The organism is Oscillibacter sp. PC13, from assembly GCF_900115635.1.
Lineage (GTDB): Bacteria > Bacillota > Clostridia > Oscillospirales > Oscillospiraceae > Oscillibacter.
The window spans coordinates 44,317-63,524 of the sequence record NZ_FOXE01000012.1 but is presented as its reverse complement, the minus strand read 5'-3'; the positions used below and the strand labels follow the sequence as shown (position 1 = coordinate 63,524).

The 19,208-nt window shown below is 54.8% G+C and carries 20 protein-coding genes, 2 pseudogenes and 1 other annotated feature (1 of these 23 running past the window's edge); of the genes and pseudogenes, 21 read left to right on the top strand and 1 reads right to left on the bottom strand.

The features are described from left to right. Positions 1 to 347 precede the first annotated feature (347 nt). From BMZ81_RS08725 to BMZ81_RS08710, 4 genes and pseudogenes are all read left to right on the top strand, one after another. The gene (locus BMZ81_RS08725; RefSeq protein ID WP_091131013.1) at positions 348 to 1,076 is read left to right on the top strand and encodes an ABC transporter permease; all 729 of its coding nucleotides are present in this window, start codon (positions 348 to 350) and stop codon (positions 1,074 to 1,076) included. 446 nt (positions 1,077 to 1,522) lie between these two features. Then, positions 1,523 to 2,299 carry an enoyl-CoA hydratase-related protein gene (locus BMZ81_RS08720; protein ID WP_091131012.1) on the top strand — a complete coding sequence of 259 codons (777 nt, stop codon included), beginning with the start codon at positions 1,523 to 1,525 and terminating at the stop codon, positions 2,297 to 2,299. A 263-nt stretch (positions 2,300 to 2,562) separates the two neighbouring features. Beyond that, positions 2,563 to 2,844, top strand: a pseudogene (locus tag BMZ81_RS08715) (hypothetical protein); the annotation flags it as partial. 256 nt (positions 2,845 to 3,100) lie between these two features. Continuing rightward, positions 3,101 to 3,823, top strand: coding sequence for a 4Fe-4S binding protein (locus BMZ81_RS08710; protein WP_091131009.1), 723 nt, complete (start codon positions 3,101 to 3,103; stop codon positions 3,821 to 3,823). Positions 3,824 to 3,950: 127 nt separating this feature from the next. Here the strand turns inward: BMZ81_RS08710 and BMZ81_RS08705 are convergent, their stop codons facing one another. After that, positions 3,951 to 5,159: an IS110 family RNA-guided transposase gene (locus BMZ81_RS08705; RefSeq protein WP_091131008.1), complete on the bottom strand. Its 1,209-nt coding sequence runs from the start codon at positions 5,157 to 5,159 to the stop codon at positions 3,951 to 3,953. 276 nt (positions 5,160 to 5,435) lie between these two features. Between BMZ81_RS08705 and BMZ81_RS08700 the strand changes: the two genes are divergently transcribed. The 17 genes and pseudogenes from BMZ81_RS08700 to obgE all read left to right on the top strand — a co-directional run bounded on the left by BMZ81_RS08700 (position 5,436) and on the right by obgE (position 18,946). Continuing rightward, the gene (locus tag BMZ81_RS08700; protein WP_091131005.1) at positions 5,436 to 6,104 is read left to right on the top strand and encodes a hypothetical protein; all 669 of its coding nucleotides are present in this window, start codon (positions 5,436 to 5,438) and stop codon (positions 6,102 to 6,104) included. 69 nt (positions 6,105 to 6,173) lie between these two features. Further along, the gene (locus tag BMZ81_RS08695) at positions 6,174 to 7,193 is read left to right on the top strand and encodes a Bug family tripartite tricarboxylate transporter substrate binding protein (protein ID WP_091131002.1); all 1,020 of its coding nucleotides are present in this window, start codon (positions 6,174 to 6,176) and stop codon (positions 7,191 to 7,193) included. Positions 7,194 to 7,323: 130 nt separating this feature from the next. Next, positions 7,324 to 7,758, top strand: coding sequence for a tripartite tricarboxylate transporter TctB family protein (locus BMZ81_RS08690; RefSeq protein WP_091131000.1), 435 nt, complete (start codon positions 7,324 to 7,326; stop codon positions 7,756 to 7,758). Between the two features lie 14 nt (positions 7,759 to 7,772). After that, positions 7,773 to 9,275, top strand: coding sequence for a tripartite tricarboxylate transporter permease (locus BMZ81_RS08685; protein ID WP_091130997.1), 1,503 nt, complete (start codon positions 7,773 to 7,775; stop codon positions 9,273 to 9,275). Positions 9,276 to 9,299: 24 nt separating this feature from the next. Further along, complete coding sequence (locus tag BMZ81_RS08680; protein WP_091130994.1) at positions 9,300 to 10,259, top strand: AEC family transporter; 960 nt, start codon at positions 9,300 to 9,302, stop codon at positions 10,257 to 10,259. 507 nt (positions 10,260 to 10,766) lie between these two features. Next, on the top strand, positions 10,767 to 11,567 hold the full coding sequence (locus tag BMZ81_RS08675) for an IclR family transcriptional regulator (protein WP_091130993.1): 801 nt from the start codon (positions 10,767 to 10,769) through the stop codon (positions 11,565 to 11,567). A gap of 324 nt (positions 11,568 to 11,891) precedes the next feature. Beyond that, positions 11,892 to 12,203: a DUF3847 domain-containing protein gene (locus BMZ81_RS08670; RefSeq protein ID WP_091130990.1), complete on the top strand. Its 312-nt coding sequence runs from the start codon at positions 11,892 to 11,894 to the stop codon at positions 12,201 to 12,203. A gap of 2 nt (positions 12,204 to 12,205) precedes the next feature. Beyond that, a pseudogene (gene mobQ / locus BMZ81_RS08665) lies at positions 12,206 to 13,660 on the top strand (MobQ family relaxase). 15 nt (positions 13,661 to 13,675) lie between these two features. Beyond that, the gene (locus BMZ81_RS08655) at positions 13,676 to 14,011 is read left to right on the top strand and encodes a hypothetical protein (RefSeq protein WP_091130985.1); all 336 of its coding nucleotides are present in this window, start codon (positions 13,676 to 13,678) and stop codon (positions 14,009 to 14,011) included. 107 nt (positions 14,012 to 14,118) lie between these two features. Then, positions 14,119 to 14,634, top strand: a complete 516-nt coding sequence (locus BMZ81_RS14275) for a recombinase family protein (RefSeq protein WP_242942605.1) — start codon at positions 14,119 to 14,121, stop codon at positions 14,632 to 14,634. Between the two features lie 36 nt (positions 14,635 to 14,670). After that, entirely contained in the window at positions 14,671 to 15,045 is a 375-nt protein-coding gene (locus BMZ81_RS14270) for a recombinase family protein (protein WP_242942604.1), read from the top strand. Continuing rightward, positions 14,955 to 15,719: a recombinase zinc beta ribbon domain-containing protein gene (locus tag BMZ81_RS14265; protein WP_242942603.1), complete on the top strand. Its 765-nt coding sequence runs from the start codon at positions 14,955 to 14,957 to the stop codon at positions 15,717 to 15,719. The genes BMZ81_RS14270 and BMZ81_RS14265 overlap by 91 nt, the downstream gene beginning before the upstream one ends. Continuing rightward, on the top strand, positions 15,674 to 16,390 hold the full coding sequence (locus tag BMZ81_RS08645) for a hypothetical protein (protein ID WP_091130983.1): 717 nt from the start codon (positions 15,674 to 15,676) through the stop codon (positions 16,388 to 16,390). Before BMZ81_RS14265 ends, BMZ81_RS08645 begins: the two co-directional genes overlap by 46 nt. A gap of 153 nt (positions 16,391 to 16,543) precedes the next feature. Continuing rightward, the gene (gene rplU / locus BMZ81_RS08640) at positions 16,544 to 16,855 is read left to right on the top strand and encodes a 50S ribosomal protein L21 (RefSeq protein WP_091130981.1); all 312 of its coding nucleotides are present in this window, start codon (positions 16,544 to 16,546) and stop codon (positions 16,853 to 16,855) included. A 3-nt stretch (positions 16,856 to 16,858) separates the two neighbouring features. Next, positions 16,859 to 17,191, top strand: coding sequence for a ribosomal-processing cysteine protease Prp (locus BMZ81_RS08635; RefSeq protein WP_091130978.1), 333 nt, complete (start codon positions 16,859 to 16,861; stop codon positions 17,189 to 17,191). A 42-nt stretch (positions 17,192 to 17,233) separates the two neighbouring features. After that, positions 17,234 to 17,515 (top strand): 50S ribosomal protein L27, encoded by a 282-nt coding sequence (gene rpmA / locus BMZ81_RS08630; protein WP_091130976.1) that lies wholly within the window; start codon positions 17,234 to 17,236, stop codon positions 17,513 to 17,515. A 147-nt stretch (positions 17,516 to 17,662) separates the two neighbouring features. After that, positions 17,663 to 18,946 carry a GTPase ObgE gene (gene obgE, locus BMZ81_RS08625; RefSeq protein ID WP_091130973.1) on the top strand — a complete coding sequence of 428 codons (1,284 nt, stop codon included), beginning with the start codon at positions 17,663 to 17,665 and terminating at the stop codon, positions 18,944 to 18,946. Positions 18,947 to 19,060: 114 nt separating this feature from the next. Further along, positions 19,061 to 19,208 (top strand) — a binding site (T-box leader) (it continues 100 nt past the right edge of the window).

The window sequence follows — 19,208 nt, the reverse complement described above, 5'->3', positions numbered from 1 at the left end:
ATCCGGCAGCGAACGGCATTTGCCGTTCGGCGTGGTAATGCGCCGTTTCACGAAAAAGCACACCAGACGGCAAAAGACGAAGGTGCTGCCTGTGACCTACGCATCACAGGCGGCATTTCCAGCGGAAAACCGTTTGACCAGAAACAGCGCCCTATGGTGAACGGGCATCGTTATCCGATGAACCCATTTTACCATACATCCGCCAGTATGAGTACCAGGCGGACACCAAGGATGTCTACTTCCTGACGGCGGCGGACGCAGAAGTTGTCACAGGGGAGAAACCCGCGGATTTTGCTCCGGTAACGCTGCGCTTTTCCCTGAATCCTGCGGCGATGGAGGGCGATGCCGTGAGCGGCGAATACTCCGAGATCACCGTGGAGGCCGCCAGGCTCACCGGGGACTTCCCGGCGGTGGGCAGCGCTTTCGTCAACATCAACTCTCCCGTCTGGCTGACGGTAAAGGACGATGCGGCGCTGCGGGCGGTCTGGAACGCCCAGGTGGAAGCCCAGCGTACCCGCGTTCCCGGCAGCGACCCCAACGCCATGGTCTTTCAGAGCTTCTGCGATCTGAACGTGGACGAGGACACCCAGCTGACCCTGACGGAGGAGCTGACCTTCGATCAGGGCTACGGCGCGGAGGAAGTGGGCAGCTGGGAGATCGCCCTGACGGAAGGCAGGGAGGAATTCTCCGGAGAGTACTTCTCCCTCAACGGTGGCTTCTTCCTGGGGCTCCTTTTCATCATGGCGGCGGTGCTCATCATCTACTATAAGCAGGTCTCCGAGGGCTATGAGGATCGGGAGCGCTACCGCATCATGCAGGACATGGGTCTGGAGCGGAAAATGGTAAAGAAGTCCATCGGCTCTCAGATCCTAGTGGTGTTCTTTGCCCCGCTGCTGGTGGCGGCCGTCCATGTGGCCTTTGACTTCAAGCTGATGCTGCACCTTCTCATCCTGTTCGGCCTCCACGAGAACGGCGTCACCCTGCTCTCCACGGCGGGCACCTTTCTGGTCTTCGCTGTGATCTATGGGCTCGTCTACCTTTTAACCGCCCGCACCTACTACCGCATCGTGCAGTAAATTGAGAAAACCCACAACCGTGCCTGGCGGGATGTCGCCGGGTACTTTTTGTATTGGTGCCTTTAGGCGTAGAATACAACCTCCGGTTTTACCGGGGGAAGAAAAATAGCTTTAGCATGAGGCTTTCCGAAGGAAAGCAAATACTTGTGAGTAGGCCGCTGAAAGAGAGCGTCATGCTGGAAATAATACATTCTACCCGTTCACGGGTGGCAGTGCGTGTGATGCGATATTATAATTCGACGCTCCTTTTAGGGGCTAAGCCGGTAATAGCCCCTTTCAGGGGCAGGCCAAACCACCAGTTTACTGGTGGTTATGATTTTACGCAGAAGAGGGAAAAATGTGATTTTTCTATTGGCAACCCAAAGAACTATATTACAATATATTATACTACAATATAGAATATGTGCGACACAACTTTACTTTGTCAAGGCATAGGAGGAAATACAATGAACAATATCAAACTGGAAGTCGCAAATGGGATTGCTCTGGTGACGATCGATCGTCCAAAGGCGCCAAACGCTCTAAACAGCGAGACTCTGACGGAACTGAAAAACTGCTTTGCGGAGCTGGAGGGCAGGAAGGATGTCCGAGTGGTTTTGCTGACCGGCAGCAGAGAAAAGGCTTTTGTGGCGGGAGCAGATATTTCAGAGATGGTGAATACGGAGCCTGCCGCTGGCCGGGCGATGGCCCTGCTGGCAGACGAGGCCTTTTCTCGCTTGGAGAAGATGCCGCAAGTTACCATTGCCGCGGTGAATGGCTACGCTTTGGGCGGCGGCTGTGAGCTGGCAATGGCCTGCGATATTCGGGTGGCAGCGGAGAGCGCTGTTTTGGGGCAGCCGGAATGCGGCCTTGAAATTCTGCCTGGGTTTGGCGGTACCCAGCGTCTGGCGCGTCTTGTAGGAAAAGGCCGCGCAAAGGAACTGAGCTTCACCTGTGACCGCATTGATGCCCAGGAAGCCCACCGCATCGGCCTCGTCAATAAGGTCGTAGCCAAGGATGCCCTGCTGGCGGAGTGCCGCTCTATGGCGGAACGCATCCTCAGCAAGGGGAGCTATGCCATTTCCCTGGCGAAAGCCAGCATCGAGAGCGGCATGGACACGGATCTTGCCAGTGGCCTGGAGTTGGAGGCTATCAATTTTGGCCTCTCCTTTGCGACCCACGATAAGAAGGAAGGAATGACTGCCTTCTTGGAGAAACGCCCGGCCCAGCTCACGGATTTCTGAGTAATTGACGAGGTAGAACGGTATTCGTGATTTTGCCGACAACTTTTTCGGCAGGATTCGATAAAAAAACGCATAAAACAGAAAGAAATAGCACAAAAGATCGCCAATTACTGCGGAAAGGCAAGACAAAACGCAAAAAGATGCCGAAAATGGAAAAAACAGCTTGAAACGCAGTCAATTTGGTACTATCATACTATTATAAAAAATGATATTCTATAATGTAGTAATAAAGCAGTGTAAATGCGCAAGAAGAGGAGACTCTAATGAGCAAGGCACTCAAGCGGGCGACGATGGACGGCAATACGGCGGCGGCTTACGCCTCCTATGCCTTCACGGAGGTCACCACCATCTATCCCATCACTCCCTCCTCCACCATGGCGGAGCTTATCGACGAGTGGAGCGCCAAGGGGCGGAAGAACATCTTCGGCCAGACGGTGGAAGTCCGGGAGATGCAGCACGAGGGCGGCGCGCTGGCCAGCACCTATACTGCCAGCCAGGGTCTCATGCTGATGCTGCCCAACATGTACAAGATCTCCGGCGAGGTGCGCTACTCCTCCCTCTACCGGAAGTTCCCGGAGATCGCCGACGAGCTGTTGGCCAAGGCGCAGCGGGACGCCGAAGAGCGTACCGAGACCTATCTGCGTCTGGTGGCAGAAAAGTAAAAGAAACGCCGCTTTCCCGGAGCGGCGGGAAGAGCTTACCTGTTGCTCCGGGAAATGGCTGCTTGTATAATCGGAAGAGAGATCTGATTTGCAAAGATAGAAGCAACGACAGTGAATCAACGAAGAGAGGAAGTAATGTATGCGTATCAACAAAGACCTGTGCGTCAATTGTGGGCTGTGCATGAACCGGTGTCCCGTGTCCGCCATTAAAAAGACGGATAAAGTGGTGGATATCGACTTTGACGAGTGTGTGGAGTGCGGTGTCTGTCTGCGTGCCAACGTCTGTCCCAAGAAGGCCATCTATCAGCAGCCGCTGGAATATCCCCGGAGCGTCCGCAGCCTGATGAGCGATGTGCTGACCATTGCCCCGGAATCCGGCATCTCCGGTCGCGGAACGGAAGAGATGAAGACCAACGAGGTCACTGGCCGTTTCCCTGACGGCACCATCGGCATCGCGGTGGAGCTGGGACGTCCCTGCTATGGCGCGCGTCTTTATGACGCGGAGAAGGTCGCGATGGCCGTGGCTGCCGAAGGCGTTGAATTTGAAGAGTGCAACCCCGTCACCACCATGATGAGCGATCCCAAGACCGGCAAATTCAAGGAAGAGCTTCTCAATGAGAAGGTGCTCAGCGCCATTGTTGAGATGACCGTCCCCTGTGAGAAGGCCGAAACGGTTCTTCGCACGATCTACAAGACCGCTGAAACTCTGGACTGTTTCCTGAGCCTGGACATCTGCTCTAAGGTGGACAAGGAGGGTAACCTGCCCCATATGGAGATCGTGAAGAAGCTGGGCGTTTGGTGCTCCCTCAACGGCAAGACCAACGTGGGTCTTGGCCGCCCCCTCTATCAGGAAAAGAAGTAAGACCTGCTAAGTTTTGTCAAGAAGGAAGATCAAAAATTTTGAGTAGAGGAAAAAGGACGCACTAATCCAAGCCGCTTTGCATCTCAAATTTGAAACGGCGACCAGCCCAATGCCTATTCAACAGAATTCAGACTTGCTCTAAAGACTCCAAGTATGCCTTCACCGTGGCGTAGTAGATCCGCAGGAACTTGTTGGCGGAAGCCATCATGTAGACGCGGTAGGGCTTGCCCTCAGCTCGCTTCCTGTCCATGAACTGGTAGACCGGTTCATCCTGTGGCAACTTCTGCAAGTAGACGGTCATGACAAGGAACAGCGTCCTGCGCAGAGAGGCAGCACCAACTTTGCTCATGCTCTTGTGCCTGCCGGTCACATCGCCAGAGTCATTTGGCGGGGCATCAATGCCAGCGTAGGCCACAAGCGCTTTCTTGGAATAGAAACGACGCACATCCCCAATTTCAGCTATAAGCTGTGGCCCCAGAGCCGGACCAACGCCAAACATATCCATAACAACGGGATATTCCGGCAGCTGGGAGGCTAATGATTGCATTTCCTGTTTGAGTGCGGCAAGGGCAGCAGAGGTTGCTCTAAGCTGGGACACGGACTGCCCCACAAGAAGCTTCGTGGTCTCAGTTTTTGGCATAACGCCAATATGTCCGCTGGCTTCGGCGTAAATGGTGTGTGCTTTCTCCTCGCTGAAATTGTAGCCATGTTTTCTGCACCACCGCTGGTACTGGTTGACGAATGCTCTTTCAGAGCGTTCACAGACGTATTCGCAATGCCAAAACTCCGCTACAAAGTCCACCCATTTCTCGCTTCCATCCGCACGGGCAGGACTGCTGAACAGGTGGTTTGTGTTTGGAAAAACAGTATCCAGCAAGGAGATCAGATTGTTCTTCAAAACCGTCTGCACCTTGGAATACTGCCGGTACTGTCGGTAGCAGCTCTTCAGCAACAGCCGGGTATCTTCTTCTGGGATATACTTCGGCAAAGTAAGCCAGCGGTCAAGACCGTAGTTCGCCAGTTTTACGGCATCTTTCTTGTCGGTCTTGACACGCCTCAAATCGTTGTTCCCGTAGCCATGCACCAGCTTTGCATTGACAACGGAAACATATAGCCCTGCGTCGTGGAGCAGTTTTGCCACCGGCGCATGGTAGTTCCCTGTGGCCTCCATTACCACACGGGTCTCACCGTTTAAGCTTTTGAGCTGCTTTGCCAGTTCGCTCAGTTCACTGTCGGTGTGACGGACTTCAAAGGGCGAGATGACGACTTCACCAAAGGGACGCATGACGGAAACCGTGCTTCTTCCTTTGGAAATGTCGATGCCTACAGAGTTCATTTGTATTCCTCCAATCTATGAATCGCAACCGGAATCCATCTTTTTCTCATTGCCGATTCAATCTATTGGGTGACACGAACTCCAAGGCTCAACCTGCTCAAATCGAACGCTGCAATAAGGGGACGGCTGACAGTCTTGCTTGCGGACATAAAAGCCCAAGGAGGGCGTGGTCAGCCAGTTGCTTCCCTTATTGTAGCTTAGGCAAGAGACGGAAAGAAGCCCAGCCGGATGCTGGGCTTCCAACCAAAACTTATTGTAATAGGAGGAGAAAGAATAATGTCTCATACGTTACATCGCGTCGGCACCGAGGAAAATCTGAAGCATGACTTTGTCATCCTCTGTATGCCCAGCAAGGATATCAACCACGAGGGCTCGGCTCCCAAGCTGCGCCGCTTCTTCCAGCTCTGCGAGAAGAACCACTGTGTCACAATGGGTGATTGCCGCGGCGGCAACGAGTGGTATCAGATGGAGAAGTTCCACCTGAACGACAATCTGGAGGGTCGGCAGCACATGATCGACAACGTGGAGGATCGCGCTGTCATCACCGCCACCTTCAAGGAGGAGTCTGACGTCATCGGCATGCTGGTGGATCTGAAGGCGGAAGACCTGGGCATGTCCATCGTGGTCTCCGGCCTCGTGGACCATGTGAAGGAGTGCTGCCACAAGGCCGGTCTGGAACCCCATACGGTGGAGTCCTCCTTGGGTCGTATCGGCCGCACCGATCTGCTGCCCTCCAACGAGATTCTGGAGATCGCCACCATGTGCGGCCATTCCATGGTCTCTGTCAACTTCATCAATGAGATGGTAGAGAAGTGCCGCAAGGGCCGCTGCACACCGGAGCAGGCTGCGGCAGAGCTCTTCAAGCCCTGCATGTGCGGCATCTTCAACACGGACCGCGCGGCAATGCTGATCCGCAAGATGGTGGAGAAGGACGCGGAAAAGTGATCCCACTGCGGGGGAGCCCGCAGGAGAAATAGAACCAAAAATTAAGAGAAAGAGGAAGGATTGTAAACTATGAAAAAGTTTCTTGCACTGCTCATGGCAACGGCCATGACCCTTTCCCTGGCAGCCTGTGGGAGCGGCAACAATTCCACCGGCTCTGGCAGCGCCAGCTCTTCTGGCGCAGAGACATTTGCTCTCTCCGGCGATGTGGAATTTGTGTGTCCTTTCAGTGCAGGCGGTGGTTCTGACCTCTATGCTCGTACTGCGGCCAACGTAATGGGCAAGCTGGGACTGCTGGGTAATCGCTCTATCACCATCAACAACAAAACTGGTGGTGGCGGCGCTGTGGGCGATGCTTACACTGTCACCAAGAAGCCTGATGGCACTACCATCACCACCTATGTTTCTGCTCAGATCACCAGCCCTATGATCACTGGCAACGGCATCACCTATAAGGATCTGACCCCTATCTGCAACTTGGCAATGGATGAGTATACCATCGGTGTCCTGTCCACTGCGGAATACCAGACTGTGGATGAGTTCATTGCCTATGCCAAGGAGCATCCCGGTAAGATCACTGTCGGCGGCTCCGGCTCTGGTACCGAGGACGAGGTTTGCACCGGCCTTATCGAGTTGTACTGCGGTGTGGATCTGGAGTACATTGCCTATGACTCCTCTGCTGAGGTTATGACCGCTATGTTGGGCGGCCACATTGACGCCGGCATCTATAACCCCAATGAGGCCATCAGCCAGTATGAGGCTGGCGAATGCACCCTGCTGGCTGCCTTCGGCCCGGAGCGTATCTCTGTTCTCCCAGATGTTCCCACCTTTACCGAACTGGGCTATAAGGACGTGCAATTCCAGCAGTTCCGCGGTATCTTTGGGCCTGGCGGTATGAGCGAGGAATCGGTTGATTACTGGTGCGACGTTTTCAGCAAGGTCATCGAGGATGAGGACTGGACCCAGGGCTATCTGGCCAACAACGGCCTAACCAGCAAGTTCATCCCCGGTGCGGAGTTCTCTACCTTCATTGACGAAGAGGCTGCCAAGTACGAGGCGGTTCTGAACGCACTGGGCCTGCTGGCACAGTAATCTTAACACTCTCTGAACGTTTCTTAGCGCTTTCTGAATGAGATTGGAAGGAGCACGGGGGTTTTCCTCCGCGCTCTTTCCAGTCCGGAGCCATATGTCCCCTTGAAATTATCTGAATGAGGTAGTGAGAATGACATACATTGTTGAAATTGTCAGCATCATCGCTGGCATTGCCTATATGCTCACAGGAATCCTTCGCTACGGGATCTGGAAAGGAATCTCCATCGGCGGCGGCTTTATGCCCCTGCTGTGCGGCGGCCTTGTGACGCTCTTTTCCGTCCTGATGCTGATCTCCAAGATCAAAAAGGGAGAAAAGGCCGAGAAGTTTGACAAAAAGGCTTTGATCCCGGTGGGGGCAATGATCGCAATCCTGCTCTGCAACTATCTGGTGAGTCTGTTGGGCGCCTGTATTGTAGTTGCCTTCCTGTGGCTGAAGTTTATCGAGAAGTATTCCGTTAGAAAGTCCCTTCTGGTTTCAGTGATCATGTTCGCTGCGGTCTACGGGATCTTCCGCCTGTGGCTCAACGTTCCCTTCCCTGAGGGCTTGCTGGGCGAACTGCTGTAAGGAGGAGGCGAATCATGGAAAACTTTGCATTTCTGTTTCAGGGCTTTTCAGTGGCTCTGCTGCCTGCCAATATCCTGGCAGCACTGGCAGGTGCTTTTATGGGTATTGTGGTGGGTGCCATGCCGGGTATTGGTTCCCTGGCAGGCTGCTCCCTGCTGTTACCCCTGACCTTCCATATGAATCCTACCACCGGCATCATTATGCTGGCTGGTATTTACTACGGCAATATGTACGGTGGTGCGTTCAGTGCCATTCTGCTGAATATCCCCGGTGACGCTCCGGCCGTGATGACCGCACTGGACGGCTATGCCATGACCAAGAAGGGCAAGGCGGGCAAGGCGCTTTTCGCTGCGAACTTTGCTTCCTTCCTGGGCGGTACCATCGGTATCATCATCCTGACGGTGCTGGCTCCCACTCTGGCCAAGGTTGGCCTGAAGTTTGGTCCGGCAGAGATGGTTTCCCTGCTGCTTCTGGCCTTCTGCTCCATCGGTTGGATGATGGGAGAAGATCCCAAGTACGGCCTTATCTCCACTTTCCTTGGGGCAATGTTAGCTCTCGTGGGGATGGATCCGGTAAACGGCCAGCTCCGTTTTACGGGCGGTAACGTCAACCTGTACTCCGGCCTGACCTTCATCCCCATCGTGATCGGTATGTTCGGTTTCTCCCAAGTCATTGAGATGATGACCAACCGCGCGGAGTTCAACTTCCTGGGCGGCGAAAAACTCACCATCAAGGGCAGTCTCCTGACCAAGGAGGAGATCAAGGGAGTGGCGCCTAACGCGGTGCGCAGCGGTCTTCTGGGCTGCTTTATCGGGATCCTTCCCGGTGCCGGCGCTACCATCGCTTCCTTCCTTTGCTACATGACGGGCAAAAAGGTCAGCAAGCGGGGCAAGGATTTTGGCACCGGTGTTGTGCAAGGCATCGCCTGCTCTGAGGGTGCCAACAATGCGGCGGCCGCCGGCGCGTTTGCGCCGCTGCTTTCCCTGGGGCTTCCGGGCTCCGGCACGGCGGCAGTCCTGTTGGGCGGCCTCATGATGTGGGGCTTGCAGCCCGGCCCTCGGCTCTTCACGGAGCAGGCGGACTTCTGCTGGGGCCTGCTCGCATCCATGTACATCGGCAATGTGATCTGCATTATCATTGCCATTGCAGTGATCCCCTTCCTGACGAAGATTCTGAAGGTTCCTGCTGGCATCATGGCTCCCATCATCATGACACTATGTGTGGTGGGCGCTTACGCGGCAAACAACAACATCTTTGATGTTTATGTGATGATCATTGCAGGCTTTGTTGCGTACTTCCTGAACAAAAGCAAATATCCCATCGCGCCCTTGCTGCTGGCCTTTGTGCTGACCAGCACACTGGAGACGGCCCTCTCTCAGGCATTTAAGATTAACGGCGGCAGCCCCTCTATCTTCTTCACGAAGCCCATCTCTCTGGGCTTGCTGATTGCAATGCTCCTGCTGATCTTGGTTCCCGTGATTGCCAAGAAGGTGAACCCCAAAAAGGCGGCGGAATAACCGTTTTTCTTGGAGGCGAGTTTCTTGAGTAATTTCTTGTTCAGCTTCAATGCCGTGATGCCGATTTTCCTGTGTTGCGCCGTGGGATACTTTCTGCGGCAGCTCCACATGGTGAGTGAGGCGTTTGTGGCAGACAGCACCAAGGTCGTTTTCTACATTACGATCCCTTGCGGGATCCTGCGCAGTATGCTGTCCTGCAATTTGAAGGAGACCTTCAATCCGCACCTGATCCTCTACACAGTGGGCGCCATCCTGCTGACAGCGGCGGTGCTGGTTTTGCTTGTTCCGCGTGTGATACATGACCACAGAAAGGCGGCGACCGTAGCGGTTGATATGTTCCGGGGAAACTTTGCGATTCTGGGTATCCCTCTGGCCACCAGCTTGATGGGGGCGGAGGGAGCAGCCCCGACCATGACGCTGATCCCATTCGGCATGATCCTTTATAATGTCCTCACAGTTCTGATCCTGGTGATGTTCTCTGGGGAGGAACACCCTGAGAGCGGGGTCGGAAAAGCCGTGAAAGACGCGCTGGTAAAGGCAGTGAAGAATCCTCTGACCATAGCCTCCTTCCTCAGCCTTCTCATCGGCATTCTGGCGCTGGATCTGCCAACGGTGTTGGATAACACCATCGACAAGCTGGCGGATATGACCACCGGCTTGGCATTGATCATGCTGGGCGCACAGTTCGACTTCAAGGGCTGCTGGGAGCGGATGCGTTACTCCATCCCGACAATTCTGGTTCGTCTGCTGGCGATCCCGCTGGTGGTGGTGGGCAGTGCCGCTGCACTGGGATTCCGAAACTCGGAACTGGTGGCGGTGTATGTTTTCTTTGCGGCACCGTCCGCGGTGAACTGTTTTATCTTGGCGAGACGGCTGGGCGGCGACGGGGAAATCGCAGCGGATGCGGTGCTGACAACCTCGTGTGCCGCTGTTGCCTCCCTGACGCTGGGAGTGTTCCTTTTGCGGACGCTGGGCTGGATATAAGACAGCAGGGAACTGGCAGTTTCCCTGACGAGAGATTCCGAGGGCTCCTTTGACGCTGGGTTCTGCCCGTTATCCCGTCACCCTGAGAGTCATACCCTCTTGATTGCGGCAACTAAGCAGCATTGCAGAGAAGCACACCAGGTTCTGCTCAGATTTGCAGTATCTTTGCTAGCGCAAAGGATATCCTTTTTCCGGTGAGGGATTTGACGACTTTCTCCCTCCGGGAAAAGCCGTTGCGGAGGCAAAGAGTAAATATTGCAGTATCCTCCTTTTCCATACAGGCGGCGCGGGGACGAATGGGTCTCTGCGCCGTTTGTGGTATTCCATCAAAAACAATACAATAAGACAGCTGAAATTGGAAAGTGGTACGATAATATAGGATTGCGCGAAATTTCCCTTGAAAAAAGAGGGAATCAATGCTACAATTACCATATTCAGGCCGCATACAAAGCAAGCACTTTGGAAAGCAAGCGGTACACAGTATTTGTGAGGGAGGCAAACAGCACGATGCCTATCAACGAGACAGGCGAGATGAAGGGTCCGATCCAGTCTGTTTCCCGTGCCGCTGCGATCTTGCGCTGCTTTTTCAGTGCCGATGAGTTAAGCCTGCAGGAGATCAGTGAGCAGGTGGGGCTGCACAAGTCTACCACATCCACTTTGGTAACGACCCTGAAAAATGAACACTTTTTAGAGCAGGATCCTAAGACCAGCAAGTATCGCCTGGGAATGACCTCATTTTTGCTGGGGGCAAATTCCAACATCAATCTTACTACCTTTGCTCAACCTTTTCTGGTATCTCTGAACGGGAGATTTCAGGAGACTGTGAATCTGGCGACCCCCTTGGGCAGCGACATTATTTATCTCAATAAGATCGACAGCGCACACTCCATGCGGACTTGTACGCGGATCGGACATTGCCTTCCCTTTTACTGCACAGCCAATGGAAAGATTATCTTTGCCTACTATCCGGAGGAGTCGCTGAACCGGATCATTGATAACCTCTCCATGCGGAAATTCACGGAACATACGATTTCTGATCGGAATTGTCTGCGTCAGGAACTGTTGCAGGCAAAGCAAAATGGCTACGCCTGCGATAACGAGGAACTGGAGGATGGGCTTTGCTGCTATGCGGCACCGATCTTTGACTATAGCGATTACCCCGCTGCGGCTATCAGCGTTTCCGGCCCGTGCTTTCGGATGGGAGGAGGCGTTCGGGATCAGATCGTGCGCGAACTGCAGGCTTCCGCGCGGGAGATTACGGAGATGCTGGTGCGATCCCGTTATATCGCCTCTCGAAATGTCGGATAAGGAAGCGCTAAGAACCTTTGAGGAACGAAAGGGCGCACTTCTATACAGGCTGACGCCTGTATCGTGCGCTCTGCGAGGCAGACAGCCCGGACACTCGAATGTCCGGGCTGTTTTGCGTCACTCCGTTCCGAACAAGGGGCTGCACCTCTTGCGACGCTTGTGCGTCTATCCCTGCCCACTTTGTAGCGGGAACAGCCTGCTGACGCAGCCCATTCCCGCCGCAAAGTCTGAAAATCCCACACTGTCATCCAGACCGTCTACGGAAAAAGTAGACGGTCTTTTTCTATCCTATCCATCCCATCACATCGAAGGAGGTTAAACATCATGCCCAAACAGAAAACTGTTGCCGCGCTGAACGCTGAAATTGCTGACAATGAGCGCCAGCTTGTCCAGCTTCGTCACAAACAGCAGCAGCTTGAGAACCGTGCCGCCTACTATGAAAAAGGAGATCGGCGTAAACGGGCGTACAGGCTTATCACCCATGGTGCAGCCATTGAGAGTGTCATGCCGCAGACGAAATATTTAAGCGACACCGAGTTCTACGCTTTTGCAGAACAGGTTTTTGCCTTGCCAGACGTACAAAGGGTACTCACGGAAGCCATCGGCAATCACGCCGATCATGTAGGAGGTGACTGAACATTGCATTATTTCATTTTCATGTGACGCAGATCAAGCGCAGCGCCAAACAATCCACCGTGGCTTCTGCTGCATACCGTGCCGGAGAAAAGCTGCACAGCGAATACTACGGCGAGGACAGCGATTACACCCGCAAGGGCGGCGTGATTTGTTCGGAAATCCTGCTGCCCTCACACGTCCCGCCAGAGTACGCAGACCGTGAAACTCTCTGGAACGCCGTGGAGAAAGCCGAGCGCGGGAAGAAAGCCCAGCTTGCATACAGCTTTGACATTGCCTTGCAGAACGAGTTTTCCATGCAGGAGAACATCGACCTCGCAAGGCAATTTTTGTTAGAGCATTTTGTGTGCCGTGGCATGGTGGTGAACTTCGCCGTTCACTCTCCCGACAAGGCAGACGGCGGCATTTCTAATCCGCACTTTCATGTCATGTGTCCCATTCGTCCCATTGAGCCGGACGGCAGGTGGGGCAACAAGCAGCGCCAGGAATATGTGCTGGACGAACACGGGAGCGCATCCTGGACGAGGCGGGCAACTATGTGTTCAATGCCGTCCCTACCACCGACTGGGGCAAGCCGGAAACGCTGGAAGCGTGGCGGCAGGCGTGGGCTGACCTCTGCAATGCCAAGTTTGCGGAGAAGAAATTGGATTGCCGCATCGCCCACCGCAGCTATGCCCGACAGGGCGTGGATCAGATCCCCACCGTCCATGAGGGCGTCAGCGTCCAGGCGATGGAGAAAAGAGGGATCACCACCGATAAGGGCGACTTCAACCGCTGGGTGCGCTCCGCCAATGCCACGTTGCGCGGCATCCGGCAGACGGTCTCCAAGCTGCTGGCATGGCTGAAAGCGGTAAAAACCGAAATGTCCAATCCACGGGATCCGCTGGTGGCTGACCTGATTGGGCGCTACTACACCGGACGCAACGCCGGAGCGTGGAAATCTGAAAAGCTACAGTGCCGCCATCAACTATCTGTCCAATAATCAGATCAGCACCCTCTCCGATCTGGAAGCCTGCCTGACCATCCATGAGCAAAACTGCGACGCGCTGAAAGCGTCCCTCTCCGCCAAGGAGAAGCACATCAAGAAACTGGACAGGCTGGTGCAGCTTGCGGGCTTTTACCGGGAGGGCAAGCCTGTCTACGACAAACTGAACGGCATCCGGTGGAAGAAAAAGCGAGCGGAATACGCCGCAGCGCAGGAGCGTCCGCTGCACTTTTTCTATCTGGCACAGCCGGAACTGAAACCCTATCTGACGGAGGGCGGCACGCTGCCGGAAAAGGGCTGGCAGGAGGAACGGGCGCGGCTGCAACGGGAGTTCCGAGAGGAGGCCGAAAAGCTGAAAGCCATACATACCGACCTGAAAAGCATCCGCCAGATTCAGTACGCCGTGGAGAGCGCACAGTATGACGAGCAGCGCCGCGCACAGACCCGCACCCGCAAGAATGAAATCAAATTATGAGAAAGGAACTTGCCTATGAGAAAAACTGACCTCAGCACCACCCGCCCCGATGAGACCGGGGTGATCGACCTTGAGAGCTGCTTCGATCCCATCTTCGACCCGCCTCAGAGCTTCCTCGACACTTGCAGGAAGTATTGGGAGGATTACTACGACGAAATGATGAGCGGCAAGCCCTCCGTCCCCACCTTCTATGTGCGGGACGAGGACGGCACGCTGTACTTTTATCACGGCAAGACCCGCATCCGCGTGTGGGAGCATTTCAAACCGCAGGGCAAGTCCTACGGCGGAATCGCGGCGGATGCCATCCGCTTTGAGGCAGGGGCGAAAGCCCCGGCTGTAAAGGCAAGCTGAAAGAGGTTTTTACAAGGTTATCGTTGAATCAGACCCGCGCTTATGGTATGCTTTACTCAGCAAACGTATTGTAAGCGTGGGTTATTTCGACTGTAAGGAGGAAGTCAATGAAACAACCATACAATACCGCACTCTACATGAGACTGATCCGTGACGATGAGAGCTTCGGCGACAGCGTATCCATTGAGACCCAGCGCACGATCCTGCGGCGCTTTGCCAGAGAAAACAACCTCCATGTGGTAGACGAATATATCGACGACAGATGGAGCGGGACGAATTTTGATCGGCCTAATTTTCAGCGCATGATGGCAGATGTGGAAGCGGAGAAAGTGAACTGCATTGCCAGTAAAGACCTATCCCGATTTGGTCGTGAGCATATCATAATGGACTACTATCTGGAGTTCGTGTTCCCGGAAAAGGGCGTCCGCTACATTGCCGTTTCCGACAACGAGGACACGGAGAAGGGGCTTTCGGACTTTGTGCCGTTCAAAAATTTATTCAACGAATGGGCGGCAAAGGACACCAGCCGCAAGGTCAAGAACTCCTTCCACGCAAAGTTTCTGGCAGGCGGGCGCATTTTCTCCTACGCGCTGCTGGGCTACAAGCGTGACCCGGAGGTATAGAATCGTCTGGTCATTGACGAGGAGAACCGCTGGATCGTGGAGAAGATTTTCGACCTTGCCTTTCACGGGGCGGGCGCTGCCAAGATCACGGGTATCCTGTTGGATGAGCAGGTGCCTATCCCCGGCTGGCTGAACTACTCCCGCTACGGCACCTTCGCCAACATCTACGCTGACGCGCCGGAAAAGAAGCGCTACGCATGGACGGTGGCGCAGGTCAAAAGCATCGTGAGAAACGAGACCTACATCGGCAACACCATTCACGGGGTGCAGACCAACATTTCCTACAAGAATAAGAAGAAAATCCGGAAGCCGCCGGAAGAATGGCTGCGGGTGGAGAGAACACCCACGAGGCCATTATCTCCACGGAAGTGTTTGAGCAGGTGCAGATTGCCAACCGGCGCAGAAAGATGAAAAGCGCCACCATGCAGATTTTCTCCGGCCTTGTGAAATGCGCCGACTGCGGCTGCTCCATGAGCTTTGCCACCAACAAGAGTGTCAGCAAGCCGTTCAGTTACTTCAACTGTACGTCCTATCGCCAGTACGGGCCAAAGCACGCCGACTGCACCGCGCACTACGTCTGCTACGATACCCTGTACGCCTATGTTCTCAGCCGCCTGCGATACTGGTCGGCACAGGCGGATGTGGGAGAGGAACACCTGAAAGGACAGTTGCTCCACGCCAACGATAGGGAGCAGCAGCGGATGACGCGAATGCGGGAGGCGGAGCTGAAACGGGCGCAGAAGCGGCAGAAGGAGCTTGACAGGCTGTTTTCCAAGCTCTACGAGGACTGGGCGGCAGAGCGCATCACGGAGTACAACTTCAACGCCCTGTCTGAGAAGTACCAGACGGAGCAGGCGGAAGTGCTGGAAAAAATCGAGCAGCTGCAAGCCGAGCTTGCCACGGAGCAGCAGGCCACAGTCAGCATTGGCCAGTGGATCGACCTCATCCACCAGTACGCCTACCCGGAGGAGCTGACCGCTGAAATGCTCAACGCCTTGATTGAGAAGATCGTCGTGCATGAGAGAAGGCCCTGCCGGATTTGGACGCGCTGGAGCGCATTGCCGCCGCACTGGATGTTGATATGACGGAAATTATCTACGGTGCCCCCCGGTCCCCGAACTTGCTGGAAGTCAAGCGCCGCTGGGCAGCTGTGGGTGGCGGAATCGTCATGATACTGGCTGTTTTACTCTCTTTATTGGCCTATTTTGACTTCTTCGGCAGTTGGGCAAACGGCCTTTCCTACCAGTTCGACGACCTGGATTACCGTCTTTCCTTTACAGAGGTCCCCGGCACATACAGCGTTGACATCGACCTTTCAGACCCGGACAGCAGCATTGGCAAGGTCCTGTACGAGGATGAGACCGGCTGCCGCATCATAGTGGAGGCTCTGGACCGGGATGGGCCGGACAATGGCTTCTGGCGCATTTTCTTCCGGGCGGAGGGTGTCTGCCGCCAAAGCGGCGGGCAACTGGTCACCGGTTCTATGCAGCGTCCCGCAGGCAAGCGTATGGGCGTGTTTCGCAGCGACCTGTGCGCCAGTCTCACCACTACGGCTGATGGCACACTTTGGCCGGGAAAGCTCCAGGGTATGACGGGGCTGCAAAAGCATGGCAACCGTTTTGGCTATTACTTGTTTCATTCCGTTTATGATACCCGCACCGGTGCCGCCTCCGGCTTTCCGGATACGTTGGAGAGTAATATCATCACGGTCACACTGGATGGGCTGACCCAATTTTCCACCGTCCGGGGCGGATGAACTTTTTTCTGTAAAAAGTTGGTTTTTCTCCCAAAACCCGTTGACAATCCAGATGTTCACTGATATACTTGATAAGCCGCTTTGAATGGGTTAAAAGTGTTTTTTCAAACCGCCCCCGACAGCGAGCCCGTAGTGAAGGAGTTGAAACAAGTAATGAACGCAATCATCGTGACCGGCGGCAAGCAGTACAAGGTAGCTGAGGGCGACGTGGTCTACATCGAAAAGCTGGACCAGGAAGCCGGCGATACCGTGAAGTTTGACCAGGTGCTGGCCATTCTGGACGGCGATAAGGCCACCTTCGGCACTCCCGTTGTGGAGGGCGCTTCTGTGGAGGCCAAAATCGTCAAGAACGGCAAGGGCAAGAAGATTCACATCTTCAAGTATAACCCGAAGAAGGGGTACCGTAAGCGTCAGGGCCATCGTCAGCCTTACACCAAGGTTGAGATCGCCAAGATTTCTGTCTAAGGCATGACCACCGTTATATTCCGCATGGAGGGAGACCGGATTACCGGATTTGACTCCAGGGGCCACAGCGGTTATGCGGAGGCGGGCTCCGACATCGTCTGCGCCGCTGTCACCAGTGCCGTCCGGCTGGTGGAAGCCACCATTAATGACGTGCTGGGTCTTGCGGCGTCTGTAAAGGTTCGGGAAGCGGATGCGTCTATTTCCCTCCGCCTTCCGGGTGGACTTGCCCCCGCGGCGGAGAGTACCTGTCAGGCACTTTTGACGGGGCTGATGGTCTACTTCACCGAGCTCCATGACGAATACCCCGACAATATTGAAGTTCTGGAAGACGATTGACGTCTTCTCCATCTACATTCTACAGAAAGGATGGTCCGTATCATGATTCGTATTGGTCTTCAGTTCTTCGCCCACAAGAAGGGCGGCGGCTCCACCAAGAACGGCCGTGACTCCGAGTCCAAGCGCCTGGGTCCCAAGCGCGCAGACGGTCAGTTTGTCAAGGCCGGCAACATTCTGGTTCGCCAGCGCGGCACCCACATCCATCCGGGTGTGAATGTCGGCATCGGCAGCGACGATACCCTGTTCGCCACCGCGGACGGCGTGCTCCGTTTTGAGCGTCTGGGTAAGGATCGTAAGCAGGCTTCTGTTTACGAGGCTGAGTAAATCAGATGTGGAGAGCCCCGAACGAAACCGTTCGGGGCTCTTTTTCCCCGTATCTCACAGGCGTCTGCATCCGAGGGCGCGGAAATCTCCGCGCCTTGGGATGCACACGTCTCAATCTTCTCATACTATCTTTGGAGGTGTGTTCTCATGGCAACATCATTTATCGACAAGGCACGCATTACCGTGCAGGCCGGCAACGGCGGCAACGGAGTTGTGGCCTTTCACCGTGAAAAATATGTGGCTGCCGGTGGCCCGGATGGAGGCGACGGCGGTCGCGGCGGTTCCATCATTCTGGTGGTGGATGACAATATGTCCACTCTGATGGATTTCCGCTATAAGCGCAAATATGTGGCGTCCAACGGCATGGACGGCCAAGGTGCACGGAAATCCGGAAGAGACGGTCAGAATCTGACCATCAAGGTTCCCCGCGGGACGCTTGTTCGGGATGCTGAGACCAACGAAATTATCAAGGACATGAGCGGTTCAGAGCCCTTTGTCCTCTGCAAGGGCGGCAGAGGCGGATGGGGCAACATGCACTTTGCCACCCCAACCCGCCAGGTGCCCCGCTTTGCCAAGGCGGGACTGCCCGGAGAATTCCATGATGTGGTTCTGGAGCTGAAGCTTTTGGCGGATGTGGGTCTCATCGGCTTTCCCAATGTGGGCAAGTCGACGCTTCTGTCCGTGGTTTCCAAGGCCCAGCCAAAAATTGCCAACTATCACTTTACCACCCTGTTCCCCAATCTGGGCGTGGTATGGGTAGACGAGGGAGTCTCCTTTGTTATGGCGGATATCCCCGGCATCATTGAGGGCGCCAGCGAAGGTGCCGGTCTGGGACACGACTTCCTGCGGCACATTGACCGCTGCCGTCTGCTGGTGCACGTGGTAGATGTGTCCGGCAGCGAGGGGCGGGACCCCGTGGCGGACTTTGACGCCATCAATGAGGAACTGAAGCACTACAGTGTGAATCTGGCGGAGCGGCCCCAGATCGTGTGTGCCAACAAAGTGGACATTATGGAAAATCCTGAGAACCTTGAGCGCTTGCGCCAGCATGTGGAAACCCTGGGATATTCCTTGTATGAAATTTCGGCAGCCGCATACCAGGGCACCCGTGAACTGGTGAAGAAGGTGGCAGAGGCACTCTCTGTTCTTCCTCCAGTCACGGTGTATGAGCCGGAATACGTCCCCAAGACGCCGGCAGTGGATGCCTCTGCCCCGCTGGATATTCAGCGCGCTGATAACGGCACCTGGATTGTAGAGGGTCCGTGGCTCCAGCGCCTGATGGCCAACGTCAACTTTGCAGACTATGAGAGCCGTATGTGGTTTGACAGGGCCCTGCGGGAATCCGGATTGTTTCAGCAGATGGAGGAGATGGGGATCCAGGACGGAGATACCGTTTCCATGTACGACTTTGAATTTGAATATCAGCGGTAAATGCACAGCACGGTGGGTTTTTACCCGCCGTGTTTTGTATAATGTGCAAAAATTTTATTTTAGGGATTGACAACTTCCCCTTTGACGGAGTACACTTTGCCCAAGTTCAAAAGAACAAAACCGATGACGCAGACGAGTAGATAAAGGTGCGTTTCTTTCAGAGAGCTGCCGCTGGTGGGAGTGCAGCAGAAACAACTTTATTGAATGGACTGCCGAGGGCGGGCTGAACGCCATATGGCCAGTAAGCACCGACGGGCTTTTC